The sequence below is a fragment of the Burkholderia sp. 22313 genome (assembly GCF_052045245.1).
Lineage (GTDB): Bacteria > Pseudomonadota > Gammaproteobacteria > Burkholderiales > Burkholderiaceae > Burkholderia.
Genome location: NZ_JBQEON010000013.1, coordinates 140,280 through 159,679, shown reverse-complemented (window position 1 = coordinate 159,679; position 19,400 = coordinate 140,280). Strand labels below are relative to the sequence as shown.

Annotated in this window: 16 protein-coding genes; 4 read left to right on the top strand and 12 right to left on the bottom strand. The window is 64.1% G+C overall.

Features of this window, described 5'->3' with window-relative positions; genetic code table 11:
- Nucleotides 1–1,933, top strand: a 1,933-nt coding sequence (locus tag ACTJKF_RS13585) for a beta strand repeat-containing protein (RefSeq protein ID WP_440624042.1), incomplete at its 5' end; no start/stop codon positions are given.
- 457 nt (nt 1,934–2,390) lie between these two features.
- On the opposite strand, the gene ACTJKF_RS13580 is transcribed toward ACTJKF_RS13585, so the two are convergent.
- The 11 genes from ACTJKF_RS13580 to ACTJKF_RS13530 form a co-directional block, all read right to left on the bottom strand.
- Nucleotides 2,391–3,056 (bottom strand): hypothetical protein, encoded by a 666-nt coding sequence (locus tag ACTJKF_RS13580; RefSeq protein WP_440624041.1) that lies wholly within the window; start codon nt 3,054–3,056, stop codon nt 2,391–2,393.
- 194 nt (nt 3,057–3,250) lie between these two features.
- Nucleotides 3,251–3,820, bottom strand: a complete 570-nt coding sequence (locus tag ACTJKF_RS13575; RefSeq protein ID WP_440624040.1) for a hypothetical protein — start codon at nt 3,818–3,820, stop codon at nt 3,251–3,253.
- A gap of 8 nt (nt 3,821–3,828) precedes the next feature.
- Nucleotides 3,829–4,884 (bottom strand): hypothetical protein, encoded by a 1,056-nt coding sequence (locus tag ACTJKF_RS13570; protein ID WP_440624039.1) that lies wholly within the window; start codon nt 4,882–4,884, stop codon nt 3,829–3,831.
- Between the two features lie 99 nt (nt 4,885–4,983).
- Nucleotides 4,984–5,460 carry a hypothetical protein gene (locus ACTJKF_RS13565; protein WP_440624038.1) on the bottom strand — a complete coding sequence of 159 codons (477 nt, stop codon included), beginning with the start codon at nt 5,458–5,460 and terminating at the stop codon, nt 4,984–4,986.
- Nucleotides 5,460–6,146 carry a pilus assembly protein gene (locus tag ACTJKF_RS13560; RefSeq protein WP_440624037.1) on the bottom strand — a complete coding sequence of 229 codons (687 nt, stop codon included), beginning with the start codon at nt 6,144–6,146 and terminating at the stop codon, nt 5,460–5,462. Before ACTJKF_RS13560 ends, ACTJKF_RS13565 begins: the two co-directional genes overlap by 1 nt.
- Before the next feature lie 33 nt (nt 6,147–6,179).
- The gene (locus ACTJKF_RS13555) at nt 6,180–8,435 is read right to left on the bottom strand and encodes a TcfC E-set like domain-containing protein (RefSeq protein ID WP_440624036.1); all 2,256 of its coding nucleotides are present in this window, start codon (nt 8,433–8,435) and stop codon (nt 6,180–6,182) included.
- Nucleotides 8,436–8,539: 104 nt separating this feature from the next.
- Complete coding sequence (locus ACTJKF_RS13550) at nt 8,540–9,076, bottom strand: CS1 type fimbrial major subunit (RefSeq protein WP_440624035.1); 537 nt, start codon at nt 9,074–9,076, stop codon at nt 8,540–8,542.
- 461 nt (nt 9,077–9,537) lie between these two features.
- On the bottom strand, nt 9,538–12,567 hold the full coding sequence (locus ACTJKF_RS13545; RefSeq protein WP_440624034.1) for an ATP-binding protein: 3,030 nt from the start codon (nt 12,565–12,567) through the stop codon (nt 9,538–9,540).
- Nucleotides 12,568–12,650: 83 nt separating this feature from the next.
- Nucleotides 12,651–13,313 carry a response regulator gene (locus ACTJKF_RS13540; protein ID WP_440624033.1) on the bottom strand — a complete coding sequence of 221 codons (663 nt, stop codon included), beginning with the start codon at nt 13,311–13,313 and terminating at the stop codon, nt 12,651–12,653.
- Nucleotides 13,314–13,586: 273 nt separating this feature from the next.
- Nucleotides 13,587–13,775, bottom strand: coding sequence for a hypothetical protein (locus ACTJKF_RS13535; RefSeq protein ID WP_440624046.1), 189 nt, complete (start codon nt 13,773–13,775; stop codon nt 13,587–13,589).
- A 121-nt stretch (nt 13,776–13,896) separates the two neighbouring features.
- Nucleotides 13,897–16,980, bottom strand: coding sequence for an ATP-binding protein (locus tag ACTJKF_RS13530; RefSeq protein ID WP_440624032.1), 3,084 nt, complete (start codon nt 16,978–16,980; stop codon nt 13,897–13,899).
- A gap of 125 nt (nt 16,981–17,105) precedes the next feature.
- Between ACTJKF_RS13530 and ACTJKF_RS13525 the strand changes: the two genes are divergently transcribed.
- The gene (locus ACTJKF_RS13525) at nt 17,106–17,300 is read left to right on the top strand and encodes a hypothetical protein (protein WP_440624031.1); all 195 of its coding nucleotides are present in this window, start codon (nt 17,106–17,108) and stop codon (nt 17,298–17,300) included.
- A 184-nt stretch (nt 17,301–17,484) separates the two neighbouring features.
- Here ACTJKF_RS13525 and ACTJKF_RS13520 read toward each other — a convergent pair whose 3' ends face one another.
- Nucleotides 17,485–17,733: a hypothetical protein gene (locus ACTJKF_RS13520; protein ID WP_440624047.1), complete on the bottom strand. Its 249-nt coding sequence runs from the start codon at nt 17,731–17,733 to the stop codon at nt 17,485–17,487.
- 236 nt (nt 17,734–17,969) lie between these two features.
- Between ACTJKF_RS13520 and ACTJKF_RS13515 the strand changes: the two genes are divergently transcribed.
- Both ACTJKF_RS13515 and ACTJKF_RS13510 read left to right on the top strand, forming a co-directional pair.
- Nucleotides 17,970–18,845 (top strand): response regulator, encoded by an 876-nt coding sequence (locus ACTJKF_RS13515; RefSeq protein WP_440624030.1) that lies wholly within the window; start codon nt 17,970–17,972, stop codon nt 18,843–18,845.
- Nucleotides 18,846–18,893: 48 nt separating this feature from the next.
- Nucleotides 18,894–19,394 (top strand): molybdopterin-dependent oxidoreductase, encoded by a 501-nt coding sequence (locus tag ACTJKF_RS13510; RefSeq protein ID WP_440624029.1) that lies wholly within the window; start codon nt 18,894–18,896, stop codon nt 19,392–19,394.
- Nucleotides 19,395–19,400: the final 6 nt, after the last annotated feature.

Sequence of the window (19,400 nt, the reverse complement as noted above, 5' to 3'; positions counted from 1 at the left end):
CAACCTCGGCACCACCAACGTCGCGCTCACCAACACGCAAGGCGACCTGACCGTCGGCGGCCCGGTCGCGTGGAACAGCGACCGCGCACTCACGCTCACGTCGCAGAAGGGCAACGTCGACCTGCAGCAGGCGCTGTCCGCCACCGGCGCGAACGCGAGCCTGAACGTCAACGCCGCCGACAAGATCCGCATCGACGAGGCGGTCAAGCTCACCGGCCGCAACGCGCACCTCGAGCTCAATTCGAAGAACGGCCATACGCTGAACAACGGCGCTGCCGTGACGCTGTCCGGCGACAACGCATCGTTCCGCTCCAACGGCGAGGACTACAAGGTGCTGCACACGGTGGCCGACCTGCGTAACGTCGATACGAATCTCGGCGGTCGTTACGTGATCGGCAATACGATCGACGGTGCGAACGCAAGCTTCCGCAGTATCGGTGGAAACGGCACGTTCCGCGGCGTATTCGACGGCCTCGGCAACACGATCAGCCGCCTGTCGATCACCAACACCGGACCCAATGTCGGCCTGTTCGGGCAAAACACCGGCTACCTCGCGAACCTGACGCTCGATTCGCTGACGGTCGACGGCACGTCGGCCGCCCGCGCGCGGTTCGTCGGCGGGCTCGTCGGCGACAACCTGGGTGGACGCATCACCAATGTCACCGCGAAAAACACGAACGTCTCGTACACCGGCCGGGAAGTGGTCATGATGGGCGGCCTCGTCGGCCGGAACCTCGGCACGATCGAGCGCGCGAACTTCTCCGGGCGCGTCGCGGGTACCGCGAACACGCTTTCCGTCGGTGGCCTGGTCGGCGCCAACGGCGGCACGATCGCCGACAGCACGGCTTCCGGCGACGTCACCTTGTCCGGCCGCACCGTCTTCCCCATCGATGGATCGTTCAACCGGGAAGTCCAGAGCGCCGGCGGGCTCGTCGGGATGAATGACGGCCTGATCGTTCGTTCATCGAGCAGCGGGCGCGTGTCCGGCCGCGAAGATACGAGCACGGGTGGCTTCGTCGGCGTCAACTTCGGCACGATTCGCGACGCGTCGGCCAACGCGACCGTCACGGCCGGCAGAGGCAGTTATGTCGGCGGCTTCGCGGGCAAGATCCGCAACACCGGTACGATCTCGAATGCGTCCGCATCCGGCCCGGTCTCGGCCAACGGTGCGATCGCGATCGGCGGGTTCATCGGCGATAACGAGCGCGGCACGCTCGACGGCGTGCAATCGGTTAGCGACGTCACCGATCTTGCCAGCGGCCATGTCGGCGGCCTGATCGGCAGGAACGGCGGCACGATTCGCAACGCGCAAGCCAAGGGCACGGTGGCGGCGGGCCGAAATAGCCACGCCGGTGGGCTCGTCGGCACGAACTACGGCACCGTGTCGAACGCGCGTGCGATGGGTAAGGTCATCGCTGGCGACAACAGCGATGCTGGCGGGCTCGTCGGCCTGAACACGGGGGCGCTGGATATCGTGAAAGCCGCCGCCGACGTGAAGGCGGGCAACGGCAGCCGTGTCGGCGGATTGGTCGGCACGAACCAGGGCAACCGCGCGATCGTGCGTCGTGCGACCGCGACTGGCAATGCCACGGCGAACAGCTCGACCGTCGGCGGCCTGGTGGGGCTGAACGATCAGGGCGCCGTCATCGAAGGCGCGTCGTCCACCGGCACGCTTGCGGGCACCTATTCGATCATGGGCGGCCTCGTCGGCGAAAACGTCGGCACGATCCGTGCGTCGACGTCGAGCAGCCGTTTCGATTCGGCATCGGCGGCATACCCCGGGCTCTACTGGGGCACCCTGGTCGGCTTCAACGACCGCACCGGCAACATCGAAGCCAGCTCGGTCGGTGGCGCGCCCCAGCCTTACCGGATGGTCGGCATGAGTATCGGCAAGATCGACGGGCAGTGGCGTTACGGTTCGGTCAGTTGGTAATGTCGAGTCGAACCGGCTGGGTTCGGCATGACGCTCCGCTCGGGTGACGAGCGGGGCCCGAAAAGCGATGACGGGGCGGCTTCGTCGAAGCCGCCCCGTCGTCGCGATAACACCGTGGTAGCCACGCCGCAGCATCGCCTTCGAGAACCCGTACCCTGCCGTTGTACGAGGTGCTCATGTTTTTCGCGCGCTGGTCACCATCGGGACTGCGCCCGCATCAGTACCGTTGACGTGCTACCACGATTTTCAGCACCCCTTGACATCGCGCGCGGCAACGCCTTGGCCACATCGCGCTCGACAAACAGGGCGCGCCGAACGAACACGTCAAATGCGGGCCTGTTGGATAGAGAGGAGAGTCGTTGCACAGCATCGACAGGTATGTCGACGAAAGCATCGATACGCGATCGCGTACCTCTTGCGAATGCCGCACGCTCATCCCGCTTCAATCGGGACAAGCTTACTTCGCGGCGGCCCCGTCGCAAATGGAATGGTCGGGAATCTCCACCACGCGCCCTTCCAGCGTTTGCGGCACGCCTGGATACACATTGAAGGGTTCCGTGATCTTCCCGTCCACCTTGGCGCCCTTCACCGCATAACGCACGCTTCCCGTCGCAGTCAGCCGCGCGCCCTGCGCGTCGCACGCAACGGACAACTTCGCCCGCTCGCTCTCCGGCATTTGCCGGACCAGCGCGCTGAACCCCAGGTTGACGACGACACTGCCGGTGGCCTTCTGCCGCCCCTGCGTCATCACCTTGATCTCGGGTTTGACGTCCAGCCGATAAACCGTCTCGTGCTGAACGGCCTTCAACGGCTTCAATACGATGTTCTTGGTCTGCCCGGGCGCGAGACTCAGCTTGAATGGAAACGCAACCAGCGTCGGCTGCGCCTCTTCGCCGACCGGTTCGAGCTTCTCGTCTTTCAGCAGCACACCGGGGTTGAGCAAGCGTGACAATGAAATGGTCACGTACTCCGGACGGTCGCCGTTGTTGATGATCTGTACGCTTGTCGTGCCCGAATCGATCACGATCTCCTTGGGAAACAGATCGATCGTCGCAGCGGCAAGGCCGGGAATGAATCCGGCGGACGCTACCGCAATCGGAAGAATGAATGCATGCAATCTCATGTTCGGATCCTCGTAAGTCGGCCCCCTGCGAAAGCAGGCCGGGACTGCCGTCTCGCGTGCGCTCGCATCTGCCGGCACGGCACGCACGGATGAACGTGGACGACAATCGGAAACAGAAGGTAGAAAGAACGCCGCCCGCAACACGGCGGGCGGTCAGAAAGCTGGATTGCCCCCGGCATGGGAGGCTGCCGTTGCTACTTTTGCTTCGGCACGATCGGTTCGAAAACCAGCGACAGTTCGCCCGTATAGGTGCCAGCCGTGCTCTGGAAATCGCCTTCCGGCGGAAACGCCGAGACCGCGAGACTGTAGAAACCCTCGGAATCGATATTCGGCGACGGTGGCGTCGGGTTGTTGAACTCGATCGCCTGGCCGACGACCATCGGCTTCTGTTCCGCGCCTTCGGCGCCGATGGTGACGGCCGCCTTCCGGAACGCGAGCGTCGGTTTCGCCTGGTTCCGGATATCCAGCGGCTGATCCATGCGAACCTGGAACTTGCCCGTCGTCGACACCACGCACAACCGCGCTTGCACCTCGTAGGCAGTCTCCCAGCCGCCCAACTGCTGCATCGTCAGGCCCCGTTCGAACCAGCCGTTCTTGCCATCACAGCCGTTCGTGCCATCGGTGATGATCAGGTTGTTCGGGCGAACGACCTTGGCCGTGACCTTGCTTGTCATCTTGCCGGTGATCAAGATGAGCTGCGCCGACGCGGCCATCGGCAGGCACGCCACCACCGCCAGCAGTCCTTTCAAAATGACTGTCCGCATTTCGCCTCCTACGACTTCGTGATGATCGTGAACGACAGCACATCGCTATAGTCGCCTGCATCCGCGCCCGAACCCACCGACGTCCTGAACGTGGGAACGAAGCAGGTGCGATTGCCTTGGTTCAACTGCACCGGGCTTCCGGCTGTATTCGGCAACGCAAACCTGGCGCTGCCGCTGTCCAGTGTCAGATCGTACGGAACCGTCTGGGACGGCTTGCTGGTATTCTTGAGCAGATACCGGTTATCCAGAATGCCATTCTCGCTCGTCGCGTTGATCACGAAACTACGATAACCTTCGTCCTTGCGCGTGTACGTGAAGCAGAGCTGCTCTGCAACACCCGCGAGCGTCTTCTCGCCGTCGCCGCGCGGCAATTCCCCGAGATTCCAGTCCGGCACGACCGCATCGACCATGATGGCGGCCGGCGGCTGCGGCGGCTTAATCTCCGGATCGATCACCTTGCATGAGCTGCCGCTGCCGATGCTGCTGACATAGGCTGCACCCGTGATTTCGCCAACATCGTCGCCGGTTGTGTAGTTGCCGGCGCGGATGGCAATGCCGGGCCAATCCTTGATCACGGAATTGTCGACCAAAACCTCGATCGTGGCAGAATGCGCGCCCTTGTTGTCCCATCCAGGCAGAGGCTTCGCCGGCTTCTGACCGTCTAGTGCGTAATACATCACATAAGTGACGTGGTTATCATAATATTTCGAGTGTCGTGTGCCGTTCATTACGACATACTTGGCCGTAGCGCTGCTTGGATTCATCCTCCCCTCTCCGTCGTACGTGTAGACCATGACACCACGGGAATTGAACACTGTGTCAGGTCTGAGCTCCCCGGTGCTCGTTTTACCCAAGTTACCCGTAATGGGTCGGTAATTGACGACCAGACTGATCGTGCTGGTTCCATCTCCGTTGTTTTGCCAGGAGCACGCACCATAGCTGTTGATCACATTGCCATACTGAAGTTTCACGATGGTCTGAGCTGACGTATTGCAGGAAAGCACCGCCAGAAGTGCGCCGAACATGCACCTTTGCCAATGCCGGACAATTTCGAATTTCTTCATCGATCTCTTCATTCCGATTAGGTCAACACACTGGATGAGTGATTGCTTGCCGCTCGCCCTTTACAAGGTGCCGGCGCACTCCGCTTCGATGCACACGCATTAGCGCACCTGAGCTGCATGCTGATAAATCACCACGCCATATCCAACATTGACGAACAGCGGGGCCGGTACGCCTTCGCCCTGCGCAGCGTCGACAACGATCCGTTCCTTCGGCTTGAACGTGATGCGCCAAACCTGTGTTTCCGAAGGCACGGCCAGTTCTTTCAGCCCCATCCGGTATTTCTGCCCCGGCGCCAGCGTCAACCGCGCAGGCGATACCAGCAAGGTGGGACGCGCCACTTCGGCAACCGGCACCAGATGCTCGGGGGATTCCCCCGGATTGGTCAGCAGGTGCTGCTCGACATTCAGATAAAGCGGCGTATCGCCCACATTCTCGACATACAGTTCGCGCGCCGCCGCCTGCCCCGGCTCCAGCGTCAGCTCCGCGCGCGACAGCTTCAGCAGGCCGGTGGCCGAGCTGTACGTGCAGGCCAACACAGCGAGCAAGCCGAGCCCGACGCGCGCGATGCGCATCATCACGGGCACTCCAGCGTCTGCGGCTTGCTGTCGACACTCAACGTCATCCGTTTCGTCGCGAAATGCTGCGGCGTGCCCGGAAATACGGCGATCGTTTGTGCCTGCGGCGCCTTGTCATACGTCACATCGGTAAAGATCTGGCGCACGTTGCCCGTGTTCTCGAGCGTCAGCCCGCCGCTCTCGCAGCGATGCGTCCAGCCGCCGCGCTGCTTGCCCGGCGGCGGCATGTGCCGGACGAGCACGCCATAGCCGACCGACACCGACATCGGCGCGCTGATCTTGTCCTGCGGCGCGTCGTCCACCTTGAGCGATCTGACGGGCACGATATAGAGCCGGTACAGTTCTTCGCTCGAGGGCTCCGCGAGCGACTTGAGCACGATCGAGCGCGTCTGGTTCGGCCCCAGCGTCAGCTTGTCGGGGCTCGCGAGCATGCCGGGATGCTGCAGTTCGCCGAGATCCTTCTTTTCTTCCGGCATCTTGCCCGGATTCATCACCTTCTGAACGGAGATCGACAGGTACAGCGGCGCGTCGCCCATATTCTTCACGGTGACATTCTGGTCGTGGTTGCTGAACACCTTGGTCGTGGCGGGCATCACCATCAGCTCGCCGTCGGCCTGCGCCGGTTGAGCGACGGCAAACAGCAGACCGCACACGATCGGCAACGTGGTTCGCAAATTCAGATTCATGTCGTCAATCCCTATAAATGGTTGAGTGGGCCGTCACTGGCAACGGAAATCGTTTCCGTTCGCGTCCTTCAAGCTGCACGTGTAGCGATGTCCGTTCTGGTCGAGCGTGATCTGCGACAGCATCGTCTTGCTGACGATCGAGAACAGGCCGTTCGGATGCACCGTATCGCCGGTTTCGATCACCTTGCCGCTCACCGGCTTGCCGTTCGCATCTTTCAGGAATCCGCTGTACACCATGTTGATGTCGACCTTCGCCGTTGCCGCGTAGACCTGGCCCGGGTGAGCCCGGACGATGTTCGCCGGCACCTCGACGTTCATGTCGACCTTTTCGCTGGTGCTCATCACGCGTGCGAACGGCACGTCCCGATACGCACTGAGCGGCACGGCATACGTACTGTTGCCGGCAACCGGGCTGCCTTCGACGTTGAAGCCGTACTTCATGCCCGGGATGTTCGGTGTCTTCAACAGCATCGCGCTGCCGCTCGAGCTGTAGCGACCGAACGCAACGCCCTCACGGCTGGCCGCGACCATCCCGCGATAGTTGAAATCGACGTTGCTGCCCACGCTGCTCGTGCCCAGGTTCAGCGACGCGTCGCCACGCGAGCCGGAGCGGGTGCCGTAGGTGTTCACGCTGTAATCGGTGCCAATCCGGCTCGCCGTCAGGCCGATGGTCGACGTGCCGAAGCCATCCACAAAATCCTTGCGGACGTCGCCGCTGAGCTGCGTCTGCCCGCCGGAATGCGCGGCGCTGAAGCTCGCCTGCACCTTCTCCAGCATCATGGTCATGTTGAAATACACGCCATAGCCGCCGCTGCCTTGATAGCCGCCCTTCTGGACGCCCAGCGCAAACGTGCCCCACAGGCCGTTCGGCCGGTAGTTCCAGCGCGCTTCGGCCTGCTGCGATTCGCTGTACCGCGAGCGCTGGTAGTTGTAGCCGAACGTCACGCCGCGAATGTTGCGGCTGTAGGTCACGGCGGTGCTCGGCTGACCGAAGTAGAAGCGCGACACCTCGGTGTTCTGATAGCGGCTGACCATCAGGCTGCCGAGCGCCTCGCTCGCCATCGAGATGTTGGCGTAGGCGCCGGTACTGCGTTCGCCGCTCAACAGGCCCAGAGTAGGCGTGATGTCGACGCGGCCCAGTTGCATCGGTCGGGTAACGTTGACTTCCGCCGCCCATTTCCCGCCTTTGCCCGCGAGCATCGACGTATTCAGATAGAACTGCTTGAAGTTCCGGCTCATCGCGGCTTCGAGCAGATAGCCGCCGGTGCCCATCTCCTTGCCGGCCGTCAAATGCCAGGCGTTGCCGCTGCTCGCGCCGAAATTGAGGTTGTTGACCTCGCGGGTTTCGCGGTTGACCACGTTGCCGTTGCGGTCGACAAGGCGAACTTCGACCGAGTAGTAACCGCCCGGCAGATCGGCAAAGCTGATTTCGTTACGGCCGATCACGGCAGGCCGCTTGAGGATCAGGCGGCCATTCCGGTAGAACTCGTAGTTGCCGTCAGCCGATGCATAAAGGACCAGCGAACCGGCGTTGCTTGCGACCTGAAGGTGGGTCTGGCTGCCGACCGTCACGAACTGGTCGAAGCTCGGCGACAGCAGCGTGCTGACCGTCCCGGCCGCGTAGTCGATGTTGTTCTGCTTGCCCGCCCGCACATACGTGCTGGCGAAGTTCTTCTGCAGGTAATATGACGACAGCCCCTTCTGGCTGCCGCTGAAATTGCGCGAGTCGGTCCGGTTCGCGTACCAGCTCATGTAGCCGAAGCTCTGGAACGGGAGCCCGACATAGGTGTTGCCGTTGACGTTGACGGCCCGGTAGCCGTCCGACGACGCTCGCAAGTCGAGCGCCTGGTTGTTGACCAGACCGAAACCCGTTTCGGGTGCGATGTAATCCTGGTTCGAATTCCGGATCGAGATCGAGCGCTTCAGTTTGTCGACGGTAACGTAATATCCGGCGATCTCCACGTCGCAGCCCTTGCTGCAACGCTTGTAGTCGAGCTGAGAGATGACGTTACGGATCGTGTCGACGTCGTCCGGCGAAATGCCGTTGGCCGCATACTTCGCCGCATCGAACTGCAGCGACGTATCCTGTTGCGAATAGCTGATGAACCCCGGCAGCGTGCGCCCGTTGAAGGTCGCAACATAGTTCGCGCTATCATCAAGCTCAGCCGCACTGAACCCTTCGGGCACGCCGTACGTAACCTTTAGTTCTGCAAATGAGTTTGATGAAATGAAAAGAAACGCACCCAACCACAGCTTGTTGAATCGAAAGGGAGCTTGATAGGCGAACACGCTGTTTTCTTCTGAAGAGGAATGAGACGAACGGCCGCAGGAATTCGGCGGGAGGAAACGGCGGAGAAGGAACCCCGATGGGATCGGGGTTCCAGGCGGGGCAGTTACTTCGTATCGCCACCCGATGCCGCGACCGGCTCGAACACCATCACGAGATCGCCGCTGTAGCTGCCGTTCGTGCTGATGCTGCCGACCATGGCCGGTGCGTCGACGTTGATCTTCAGGTTGTGCACTTCGTCGAAGCCACCGTTGCCGGCCGTCACTTGCGTGATCTTCTGGGCTGCGCCGAACTTGACTTCGGAATCACCCGAGTTGCCCGACAGCGTGACCTTCGCGTTCTTCATTTCGTACTTGCCGCTCGCCAGCTTCAGCGGTTGCGCGAGCGAGACGTTGAAATCGGCGTTCTTCGTCCACACGCGGACCGGCAGCGTCTTTTCGAACTTGGTTTGCGAGTAGTCGGTAGCCTGCAGTTCTTCCGTGCCGTACCACGTCGAGCCGTCCGGCTTCGACACGAAGATGCCGTCGTTGATCTGCGCGGTCAGCGTGATCTTCTTCGACACCGGCTCGGCTTGAGCCGTGTGTGCCATGCCGAACAGTGCCGTGGTCACGCCCAGTGCCAGAACGAGTTTGTTGAGTTTCATCAGATGATCTCTATAGAGCGAGTTTCGGAAAATGAACTGCCGTATTGAATCGGCAATCGATGCGTGGAATGTTGTTTGCCTCCACTGACACAATTTTCCGAAAACCACGGCCATCGCTAAATAGGACGATCTCTAAAAATAGTGCTCGATATATTCGTATACGTACGAATATGCAAATCCAACAAACTCAACCAGTTGATTGTTAAATCAATCTCACACTTATCGCATCGTTCCTACGGCCGGTTCGCACACGAACGCCACGGGCGGCCGCGCGCGCGGGAACGCCCCGGATAACCGTCAAGTTGGAGGCCAGTCGGCGACGGTGCCGATGGCCAGAGGAAGAAGATCGCGCGGAATCAGGCATTCCGCCGGACAACACGACGTTGTCACCACGCGAACCGGATCATCCGGCTCGCCGCCACCGCGCGTGCGCGGACCGTGCAGGGTTCCCGAGGGGCGGCTCAGGTCAGCCGCTCGAGGGCATCCTCGAGCGCCGCCCGGCATGCCGGCCACGCCGGCTCGAGTGCAGCAGCCCCGCCTTGCGACAAGGTCCGTTCAGCCTGTTCGCATGCGTCTCGTGCGTCGGTATCGCCGGCCAGCGCGAAGCCGCCCCGCATCGAGTGCAGTTCGATCCTGACGGGATCGGCGTCACCGCGCGACAACGCGTCATCGATTACAGCGAGCGACCGCAGCGTCGCGGCCCGCAATGTCTCGCGGATTTCGTCGCTCATCACCGGCGGCGCCCGACCGCCGGAATCGGCCGCAGGCGCTTCGGCCGCCGCACCGCGCATCCCGTGTCGTCGCAACACCGTCTCGAGCGCATCGATCGACAGCGGCTTGAGCACGACTTCCACGGCCCCCGCCTGCGCGCAGCGGCGCCGGTCCTCGTCGGTCGCATGCGCGGTCATCGCGATCACCGGCACCGTCGCGCCCTGTTCGCGCAGGAAATTCGCAAGCGCGAAACCGTCGAGTTCCGGCATCCCCAGATCGGTCAGCACGACATCGAACGGATGCTGGAAATACGCGCGCATCGCCTCGACACCGTTCGCGACAAGCGTGGCATCGCAATGCAGCGCGTCGAGCTGATCCCGCAGCAACGCGCGGCTCGCCGGATGGTCCTCCGCCACCAGCACGCGCAGCGGCGTCTCGTCGTCCACCTGCATCGGCGCCACCGGCGCCTCGGGTTCCGGCGTGTCGAGCCGGGCCTGCCACCGGCGCGGCGCCTCGGGCAGCGGCAGCGACGCCGTAAACGTCGTGCCCGCGCCCGGCCGGCTCTCGACCGTCAGATCGCCGTCCATCAGCCGCGCGAGTCGCCGGCACAGCGGCAGCCCGAGCCCCGTGCCGCCGAAGCGCCGATAGATCGACGCGTCGGTCTGCACATACACGTCGAACAGGGTCGGCACGCTCTCCGGCGCGATGCCGATGCCGGTGTCGCGCACCGCGATCTCGATGCCGCGCGCGTGACCGGCTCCGCGAGTCGCACGCGCCGCACGCGCTTCGATCGTCACGCCGCCATGCCCGGTGAACTTGATCGCGTTGCTGACAAGATTCGAGACGATCTGGCGCAGGCGCGTCGGATCGCCGACGTATCCATCGTTCAACTCGGCCGCGATCGCGCATTGGAGCGTCAGACCCTTCGCTTCCGCGAGCGGGCGAAAGACCGCCGCGACGTCATGCAGAACGGCGCGTACATCAAACGGCACCGCTTCGAGCACCATCTGGTTGGACTCGACCTTCGACAGGTCGAGCACATCGTTGATCGTGCGCAGCAATGCGTCAGACGACGACATCACCGTCTTCAACCGTCGCCGCTCGTCGGTCGGCAACGGCGCGCGCTCCATCAGCTCGAGGTTGCCGACGATCGCGTTCAGCGGCGTGCGGATCTCGTGGCTCATGGTCGCGAGGAACGTCGACTTCGCCTTGTTCGCTTCGTCCGCCGCCGTGCGCGCTTCCTTCAGCTTGTCTTCCGTCAGTTTGCGCGCGGTGACGTCGGTCAACGTGCAGAGCAGCACATCGACGCCGCGGAACTTGGTCCGCACGACGTGCGCGGCCAGATAGACCGTGCCGTGATCCGGGCGCTCGATCGCCAGTTCCTGCTGCATGACGCCGCGTCGGCCGCCGCCCGCGCCCTGGCGCTCGCTATAGGCCTGCCAGATACGCTTGCCGAGCGGTTGTCCGGCCGCGCCGCTGTCGTATGCGAGCACCGCATCGTTGCGCACCATTGTCTCGCCGTCCGCCACAGACAGCAGCAGTAGCCCGGCCGGCGCATGGCGGATCAGCGTCCGGTTGAACGCCTCGCTTTCGATCAGGCGGATCGCACGCCGGTTCGCCGGACGCAACGCCCGGCGATCGAACAGCACGATCGTCGACCAGAGCAACATGATCCCGAACAGCGCGGCGCCGACCGTGACACTCACGCTGATGAACGTCGCCTTCACCACGCTGCGCCACGAAAAAGTCGTCATCACGACGAGGCTCGACCCGGGCAAGCGATCGTAGACGACGAAGCGCGCGCCGACCCGCCGCACGACCACGTGTTCACCGAACGGATCGCGTGCGTTGCTCAGCACGTGCTCGATCATCGCGGGGTCGCGCTCGCGCCCGAAGACGATGTTCCCGTACTCGTCGACGACCGCGACGTCCTCATCGTCGGAACGTGGCGTCATCGCGTCGTCGACCCGGTACGCCCCATTAACGAGGAGCCATCCGAACGGCCGTCCGGCCGCGTCGTCGAGCCGGCGCGCGAACCGCACGACGTTCCGTCCGGACAACGGATCGAAACGCCGATCGAGCATGACCGGCCGGCTCTGAATGAACGTCTTCTGCTTCGCGATCCCGGTCGGCATCAGCCGGGCAATCAGCGCCGCCAGATCGGTGGTGCCCGGCTCGAGCGAGCGGGCGCGTGCGACGAGCCCCGGCCCGACGACGGCGAGAAACCGGCCATCGAGCCCGATCAGATAGCCACCGAACGGTTCGGCGCCGGACGCACGCGTCGAGGGAAACATCGGGCCCGACCGGTCGTCCTTCCGGACCACGCCGAGCAACGCACCGAGATAGCGCGCATACGACGCGGCAGGGCGATCCGGCGTGATTTCCGCCAAGGCGAGCAGCGTCTCGATACCCGCGCCGTCGTTCGCGCCCAGCACGCCGCCCGCCGCCGAGAATTGCGCCAGCGCATCGGGCGACGGCCGCACGCCCTGATTCCAGAGTTGCTCGATCCTGCTCCCGGTGGTCGCCAGCACCATGTCGCCCGCCTGCATGCTCCCGAAGAACTGCGCTTCGCGGAACAGGAAAGTCGCGCGTGCCTGCGCGCGATAGTCCTGCACGTCGAGCCGCAGGACAAGCGCGGCGCAAATCAGGATGAACAGCGTGACCGCGATCCCGCCGCCGTACGACAGAAACTGCTGCTGACGGCGCACCCGGCCGGGATCGAACGGCTTGCGGCCGGCATTGGCGACCTGGCTGGCGAACCGCTTCAGTTTGGCGGGCATGGACTATCGCGTGCCGAAGCGCGTGCCGGCGGCCGCTGCGCGCCGCCGGCACCGACACCGGATCGTGCATCGCATGCAGCTATTCACCGTGCCTCGGCGCCGGGCATGTCGGGAAGCTTGCCTTCGCTCGCGTAGCGGATCAGATCCGCATCGCGGACGATGCCGAGCTTCTTCATCGCGCTCGACTTCTGCGAACTGATCGTCTGCTTGCTTCGGTGCAACTGGATGGCGATCTCGCCGACCGTCAGGCCGGCCCCATACAGCCGCACGACTTCGATCTCGCGGGCGGTCAGCGTGCGGATACCCGCGGACGGCTGGCATTCTTCCAGCAACTTCTTGACGAACGGAGACAGGTAATTGGCACCGACGAACGCCGCATGCACGGCGCCGACTAGATGCGAAATCGCATCCGACTTGCTCAGGATGCATCCGACGCCCTGCTTCTGGATCGCGAGCAGCACGCTCGGGTTATCGATCATCGTGATCGTCACGAGGCGCAGCGCCGGATAGCGACGTTGCAGAAACGACAGCAACGACAGGCCGTCGCCGTATTTGCCGCCGGGCATCACGTAATCGACGACGAGCACGTCGCTCTGCTGCTCGTCGAGCATCGCCACCAGGTCGGTCGAATTGGAAACGGTTCCCAGCAGCTTGATCGTGCTGCTGCCCGCGAGCGCCTGCGACATCCCGAGTGCGGACGAAGGATGATCGTCCGCCACCATCACTCGCACAAAAAATTCATCCATCTCTATTCTTCTCCCGATACACGCGGCCTAACGTGCCATGTTGTGCGACGCGCCGTGATTCAAGTCGATCCCGCAACACGGTCGCGTTGCAACGTTCGGCGAACCGGGCGGTGCGCAGCATAATTTTAAGATAATAGACGGGTTCTGCGTCGCGGCGGCGCGATCGGGCTTGGCGGCCTGCACCCGTACCGATCCGACGCCCACGCGCGACCGATCGGCAGCGCCCCCACGCTGCCGATCGGTCGCGTCCCGCGAGGCGGCCGGAGCCGCCGCCTAACGTTTGACCACGGATTTGTCGGGTTCACCCGACCCGTCATCCGCGGCGTGCTGCCACTCGGTGATGATCCGCCGCTTCTGCGATGGCGACATCATCATGAATTCATTCAGCTTCGTGAGGAAATCCCGTCTGGATTTCTCCGGCAGCGTCGCAAATCCAAGCAGCAGCCCGAACACCTTTCCCATATAGCGCACGGCCTTACCCTTCCTTCTTCAGTCGAAATCACGCGGCACCGAAGCGATGCGGCGTGTCTGCCTTCCCCGTTCTGACGCAGGCGATCTACGCCGCCCTGACGTCGCTTTTTTCTTATCGTCCCGACCAGTGCGCCGCTGCGGCCGCCATGACGCTCGACGCGGGCCGCTCGTCCGCCGCACCAGCGGGAAACGCGATCCCGCGCCGCCGCGCGATGCGTGCCAGACCGCGACGCAGATCGGCCAGCGTCACCGGCTTGGTCAGCACGCATTCGACGTTCGATGCCGCGTAACGCCGGGCGTCGTCGGGCGCGAGATGCGATGCCACGACGATCATGTCGCACGGCAGCGCGCGTGCATGAACCGTCTCCGCCAGTTCGCGCGTCAACATGTCGTGCAGGTCGGCGCCGAGCAGCAGCACGTCCCACGCGCCGCCGGCGAGCGTGTCGAGCGCCGCGCCGCCGGACGACACGCACCGGACCACGCAGCCGAGCACGTCCAGTTGCTCGCGGAAAATCGACCCGTTGACCGACGCGTCGTCGGCCACCAGCACGCGCGGCACACGCGCGCCGGCAACCGGCACCGCCGGCCGGACGGCATCGGCCGCGCAGCCCGGCCCGCGCGGCGGTTCGGCCGTGGCGACGCGGGCCTGCTCGATCGCCGTGCGCAGCCCGTTCAGCGAATAGCTCGACACGCGGATCGTGCGGCCCGCGACATTCGGCTGCAGCGGGCCGTCCGGCGTCGCCAGCACGATCGGCGTGCCACCGCCGAGGCTGTCGAGCTCCTCGCGCCGCCAATGATCGGAATCGCCGAACAGCACGATCGCGTGGGCACGCGCGAGGCACCCGGCGGCAATCCCGATCGGACTCGGATGCATCGCGACGTCGAAACCCCACGCCCGCAGATGCGGAAACGCGAACGCGCGCCACGCGTCCTCCGGCGACACGACGATCAGCGTCTGGCCGGCGCACGCAACCGCACCGACCGGGGATTTCGGCGCAATCCCCATGCGCAGCGGCAGACGCACGGTAAACAGGCTGCCGATGCCGGGCGCACTGTCGACCGCGATCGCCCCGCCCATCGCCGCAACCAGCCGATCGCAGAGCGCGAGCCCGAGCCCCGTGCCGCCGTAGCGCCGCGTGATCGATGCATCGACCTGCGAGAACGGCTTGAACAGCCTCGCCTGGTGCGCGCGATCGATCCCGATGCCGGTATCCTCGACGCCGATCGCGAGCTCCGCTGCGCCGCGCGCATTCTGCCCGACCGACACGCGCACGACGATGCGCCCTTCGCTCGTGAACTTGATCGCATTGCCCAACAGGTTGCCGACCACCTGCGCGAGCCGCGTCGGGTCGCCGCGCATCCGCTGCGCGCCGCCCGCATCGATATCGGCGAACAGCGGCAGCCCTTTCGCCTTCGCGACCGGCGCGAAGGCCGCGAGCTCGCGTTCGATCACGGTGATCACGTCGAACTCGATCGACTCGACCGACATCGCGCCGGCTTCGATCTTCGAGAAATCGAGGACGTCGCTGACGATCGCGAGCAGCCCCGTGGCCGACGCGCGCAGCGTCTGCACCCGGCTCTGCTGCGACGCATCGAGCGCCGTGCGTTCGAGCAGTTCGAGATTGCCGAGAATCACGTTCAGCGGCGTGCGGATCTCGTGGCTCGTCGCGGCGAGAAACGACGACTTGGCCGCATTCGCCGAATCGGCCGCGCGCACCGCCTCCTCGAGCTGATGCACGAGCCGGCGCTGCGCGGTCGTATCGGCAAAGATCGCGATCAGCACGTCCTCGCCCTCGTAACGCGCACCCTGCGCGATGATCTCCAGATGCAGCGGCACATCGCCGCGTGCATCGAGCACGAGCTCGGTCATCATCGCCTGGCCGGCCCCGCCGTTCGCGACGAACGCATCGTACTTCTCGAGCACCTGCGCGGACAGCGCGCGGTGATCGCCGCCATGCGGCAACAGCATCTGCGTCAGCGCGTCGCTCGCGAGCATCACGCGCCGGTCGGACAGCGACACGAGGCTGATGCCGACCGGTGCCATCGCGATCACGCTGCGGCACAGCGCCTCGCTGTCGAACACGCGCGCCGAACGTGCGTAGACCGGCATGAGCACGCGCCGATGGAAGCGCACGAGCAGCAGCCACATCACCGCGATCGCGACGAGCGTTGCGCCCGCGAGCGCGCCGGCCTGCACGCCGATGCCGGCCGCCACGTCGGCCCACGACAGCGCATAGGCGATCGTCCAGCCGGTTGCCGCGAGCTTGCTGTCGAACACGATCGCGCCGTCGCGAAAGCGCGGCTCGCCGGACGCGTGGCCGTCACGCGCGACGTCGAGTTTCAACAGGCGCTCGGTCAGCGCGTTGGTGCGCTCGACAGCGGGATCGATCGCGATCACCCGGTTGTCCGCCGACGTGATGAAGAACACGCCGGCCGTGCCGTGCTCGGGCAGCCAGGACAGCAGGTATTCCGGCGCATATTCGGTGACCAGCACCGCGAACGGCTGGCCGCCGGCACGCGCTTCGGCGGCAATCCGGATGCGTGCCTGCCCGGTCACGGGATTGAGATAGGGCGGCAACCAGCGGACGTTCGGCCGACCGTCGTTCGAGGCCGGTGCCGTGCCATCGAAATCGATATGCAGCGCCGCGCGAACCTGCGCGCGCGCATCGGCCGACGCGAGCGCGGGATTGTCGCGCGACAGATGCGGCACGAAGCCGAACACGCCCGTGCGCGTGCTGTAGTGATAGCCCTCGAGCGTGCGCCCGCGATTGATCGAACTCGCCGCGCCGATGCGCGACAGCAGGAACGACAGCGCGAGATAGCGCGCGACGTCGTCGCGCTGCGCGGTTTGCCCCGGTACGCCGATCACCAGCGATGGATACGGCTTGATCGCAAGCTGCTGGCCGTTGTCGAAAAACGCCTTCGTGACGTCCGCCGGCGCCGGGCCAAGCTCGCGCCAGATGAGTTGTGTATTCGTGACACCGTTACGAAACGATGTCTCGGCCACCTGCACCTCGTCGACGGTTTCCTCGACACCGTTCAGGAAATTGCGCCGCTCGCCGTCCAGATAGCCGTAGACGATCGACGTGATCCCGAGCCCGCAGGCGATCAGGATCAGGATCGTGACGACGATGCCGCCCCCGAACATCGAGATGCTCTGGTAGCGGCGGATGGACTGAAGCGTGCTGTATGGCATGGCCTGGCGTGACGGCACCCGGGGTGCGGACCAGCGGCAGATTCCCCGGCGGGCCGAACGTCACGATGAAAGCATTCGGGATAGTGGTAGCCCGATCATGCCAAACGACACCGCGAAAATCAGTCATGCATTATCTTTTTAGTACATGTCCGATTTATTTGATTTGGAATTTTGAACTCGAACGAGAAGTCGGCACGAAATCGCGTCACAAGGAACTGATCCGATCGGACAAGTCGCGTCGTCGATTCGCGGCGGGCGGCCGCGCAAATGGAAACGCCGCCGGCAAGCCGGCGGCAAAAGGCGTGTCAACGGGGACGTGACGCACCTGAGGCACGCGATACGGCGCTTCGGCCAACGGATATCCATCCGATGCCGTTGCGCAGGGTACGCCCGCTCAGTGCCGCGTGAGCGGATTCGGCGTCACGCACGGGACACCCGTGCATGACCCCTGCGTGAAACGGAACGAAGCCATCACGAGTGGCGGCGCATCGCCGGCCCGCAACGTCAATTGACCTGCAGCTGGCCTCCGCAGCCGAGGCCGCCCTTGACGTTCTGCGCCTTGTAGCTGCGCAGCGCGACGACCATCTTGTTGCAGGCGTTGATGAACGCGACGACCGTCGCCTTGCCTCCCGGCGTCTTTTTCTCACGTTTTATTTGCGCCGCACGACTTCGCGCTATCCCAACCCGCGAGCGCATACCCGGCTTGCGCGCGGCGAGGCGAATACAATTCGCCAACGCCGACACGCAGTCCAAGGCTCTCTCAGGTTCTCTCTTCGAATCGTTCAGTCACGCGCTTGCGGCCGCCTTTTTTAACGGGCCGACTGCCGTCGGCACCCGCCCCAAACCTGACGCGGCAAACAATAGTGACGTGATGAGCAATAATAATGGAGAAATATGGCATGTCAAGGTGATTTTCTGGATCAGAGTTTGCGTATCGCGTCACTTTTGAATATGCTCTTCGTCGCTCAAACCCAGGAGACCCCTTCGAGATGTCCACCAGCGAGCAGGCCAACGCCGATCTCATCACCGCCACCAAGGTGCGCGATCTGCTGACGCGCAACGGCATTCCGCCGCGCAGCCACAACACGACGATCGCGAACGTGCTGGGCCTCAGTTTCTCGGTCGTCACGCGCAAGATGAAAGGCCTGATTCCGTGGAACCTGTCGCAGTTGCAGGACATCGCGACGCACTTCGGCGTGCCGCCCGCGATCCTGCTCGACGACAAGGGCACGCAGCCGGCCGCCGCCGAGATGATCGACGCGACGCTCGTGATCGAGTCGCGCCGCTTTCGCTGCCGCGCGGCGATCGCGACGAAGGCCAGCAGCCAGATCGAAACGGATTTCGTCGCACTGCAGTGGCAGGGCGAATGGATCGTCACGGAACGCCAGCATGCACGCGAGGGCCGCACCTATCCGGTCGACGTCATCGAGCTGCGCTCGAACCAGCCGAACGTCTATGCGGCGCGGATCGCGGTGGTCGACGATTCGCAGGACGTCGCCGAAACGGTGTGCGAATACTTCATCGAAAAAGGCGTGAACGCGATCCCCTATTATGACGGCGCGTCGTTCCGCAAGGCGCTGGAAGTCGAGGATTTCGACGGCTACATCCTCGACTGGATGCTCGGCGACCAGACCGCCGCCGAGCTCGTGCGCGGCATCCGGTCGAGCGAGAACGGCGGCGCGCCGATCTTCCTGCTGACCGGCAAGATCTCCACCGGCGAGGCGAGCGAGGACGAAATCGCGCACATCGTGTCGCACTACAACGCGCGCTGCGAGGAAAAGCCGGTGCGGCTGCCGATCCTGTTCGCCGAAGTCGCGCGCGAACTGAAGATCACGCTGCCGGCCGTCGCTGCCGCCGCGAGTTGAGCTCACCACACGACCGACCATCACACGACAACGACCAAGGGGAAAGACATGCGCATTTCGACCATCTGGATCAAGAGCCTGGTCGCGGCCGGCCTGCTCGGCATGGCCGTCGCAAGCTGGGCCGCGTCGTTCACGTTCACCGTCGACGGCAAGATCGGCCGCAGCAACCAGCCCGGCAAGACGACCTTCGTCTTTTCCGAACAGGCGCTGATGGCGCTGCCGCAGCACACGATCGTCACGTCGACCAGCTGGACGCCCACCGCGACCTTTACCGGCCCGCGCCTGTCCGACGTGCTGAAGACCGTCGACGCGCACGGCACGCAGATCGAGTTCCGCTGCATCGACGAATACACGTTCACGATCCCCGTGTCGGACGCCGACAAGTACGGCGTGATCCTCGCGCGCACGATGAACGGCAAGGTGCTCGGCAACGACAACTACGGCCCGCTGTGGATCATGTATCCGCGCGACCAGTATCCCGACGAGTTGAAGACGCCGCTCGGCGAAGCCAAGTTCGCGTGGCAGATCATCGGCCTGACCGTGAAGTAAGCACGC

Bases quoted from the DNA above. Each gene is read 5' to 3' on its own strand.
- ACTJKF_RS13570 (WP_440624039.1), bottom strand. From the start codon at position 4,884: ATGAAGAAATTCGAAATTGTCCGGCATTGGCAAAGGTGCATGTTCGGC.
- ACTJKF_RS13515 (WP_440624030.1), top strand. From the start codon at position 17,970: ATGTCCACCAGCGAGCAGGCCAACGCCGATCTCATCACCGCCACCAAG.
- ACTJKF_RS13525 (WP_440624031.1), top strand. From the start codon at position 17,106: ATGCATTATCTTTTTAGTACATGTCCGATTTATTTGATTTGGAATTTT.
- ACTJKF_RS13575 (WP_440624040.1), bottom strand. From the start codon at position 3,820: ATGCGGACAGTCATTTTGAAAGGACTGCTGGCGGTGGTGGCGTGCCTG.
- ACTJKF_RS13545 (WP_440624034.1), bottom strand. From the start codon at position 12,567: ATGCCCGCCAAACTGAAGCGGTTCGCCAGCCAGGTCGCCAATGCCGGC.
- ACTJKF_RS13535 (WP_440624046.1), bottom strand. From the start codon at position 13,775: ATGGGAAAGGTGTTCGGGCTGCTGCTTGGATTTGCGACGCTGCCGGAG.
- ACTJKF_RS13550 (WP_440624035.1), bottom strand. From the start codon at position 9,076: ATGAAACTCAACAAACTCGTTCTGGCACTGGGCGTGACCACGGCACTG.
- ACTJKF_RS13540 (WP_440624033.1), bottom strand. From the start codon at position 13,313: ATGGATGAATTTTTTGTGCGAGTGATGGTGGCGGACGATCATCCTTCG.
- ACTJKF_RS13530 (WP_440624032.1), bottom strand. From the start codon at position 16,980: ATGCCATACAGCACGCTTCAGTCCATCCGCCGCTACCAGAGCATCTCG.
- ACTJKF_RS13560 (WP_440624037.1), bottom strand. From the start codon at position 6,146: ATGAATCTGAATTTGCGAACCACGTTGCCGATCGTGTGCGGTCTGCTG.
- ACTJKF_RS13510 (WP_440624029.1), top strand. From the start codon at position 18,894: ATGCGCATTTCGACCATCTGGATCAAGAGCCTGGTCGCGGCCGGCCTG.
- ACTJKF_RS13565 (WP_440624038.1), bottom strand. From the start codon at position 5,460: ATGATGCGCATCGCGCGCGTCGGGCTCGGCTTGCTCGCTGTGTTGGCC.
- ACTJKF_RS13580 (WP_440624041.1), bottom strand. From the start codon at position 3,056: ATGAGATTGCATGCATTCATTCTTCCGATTGCGGTAGCGTCCGCCGGA.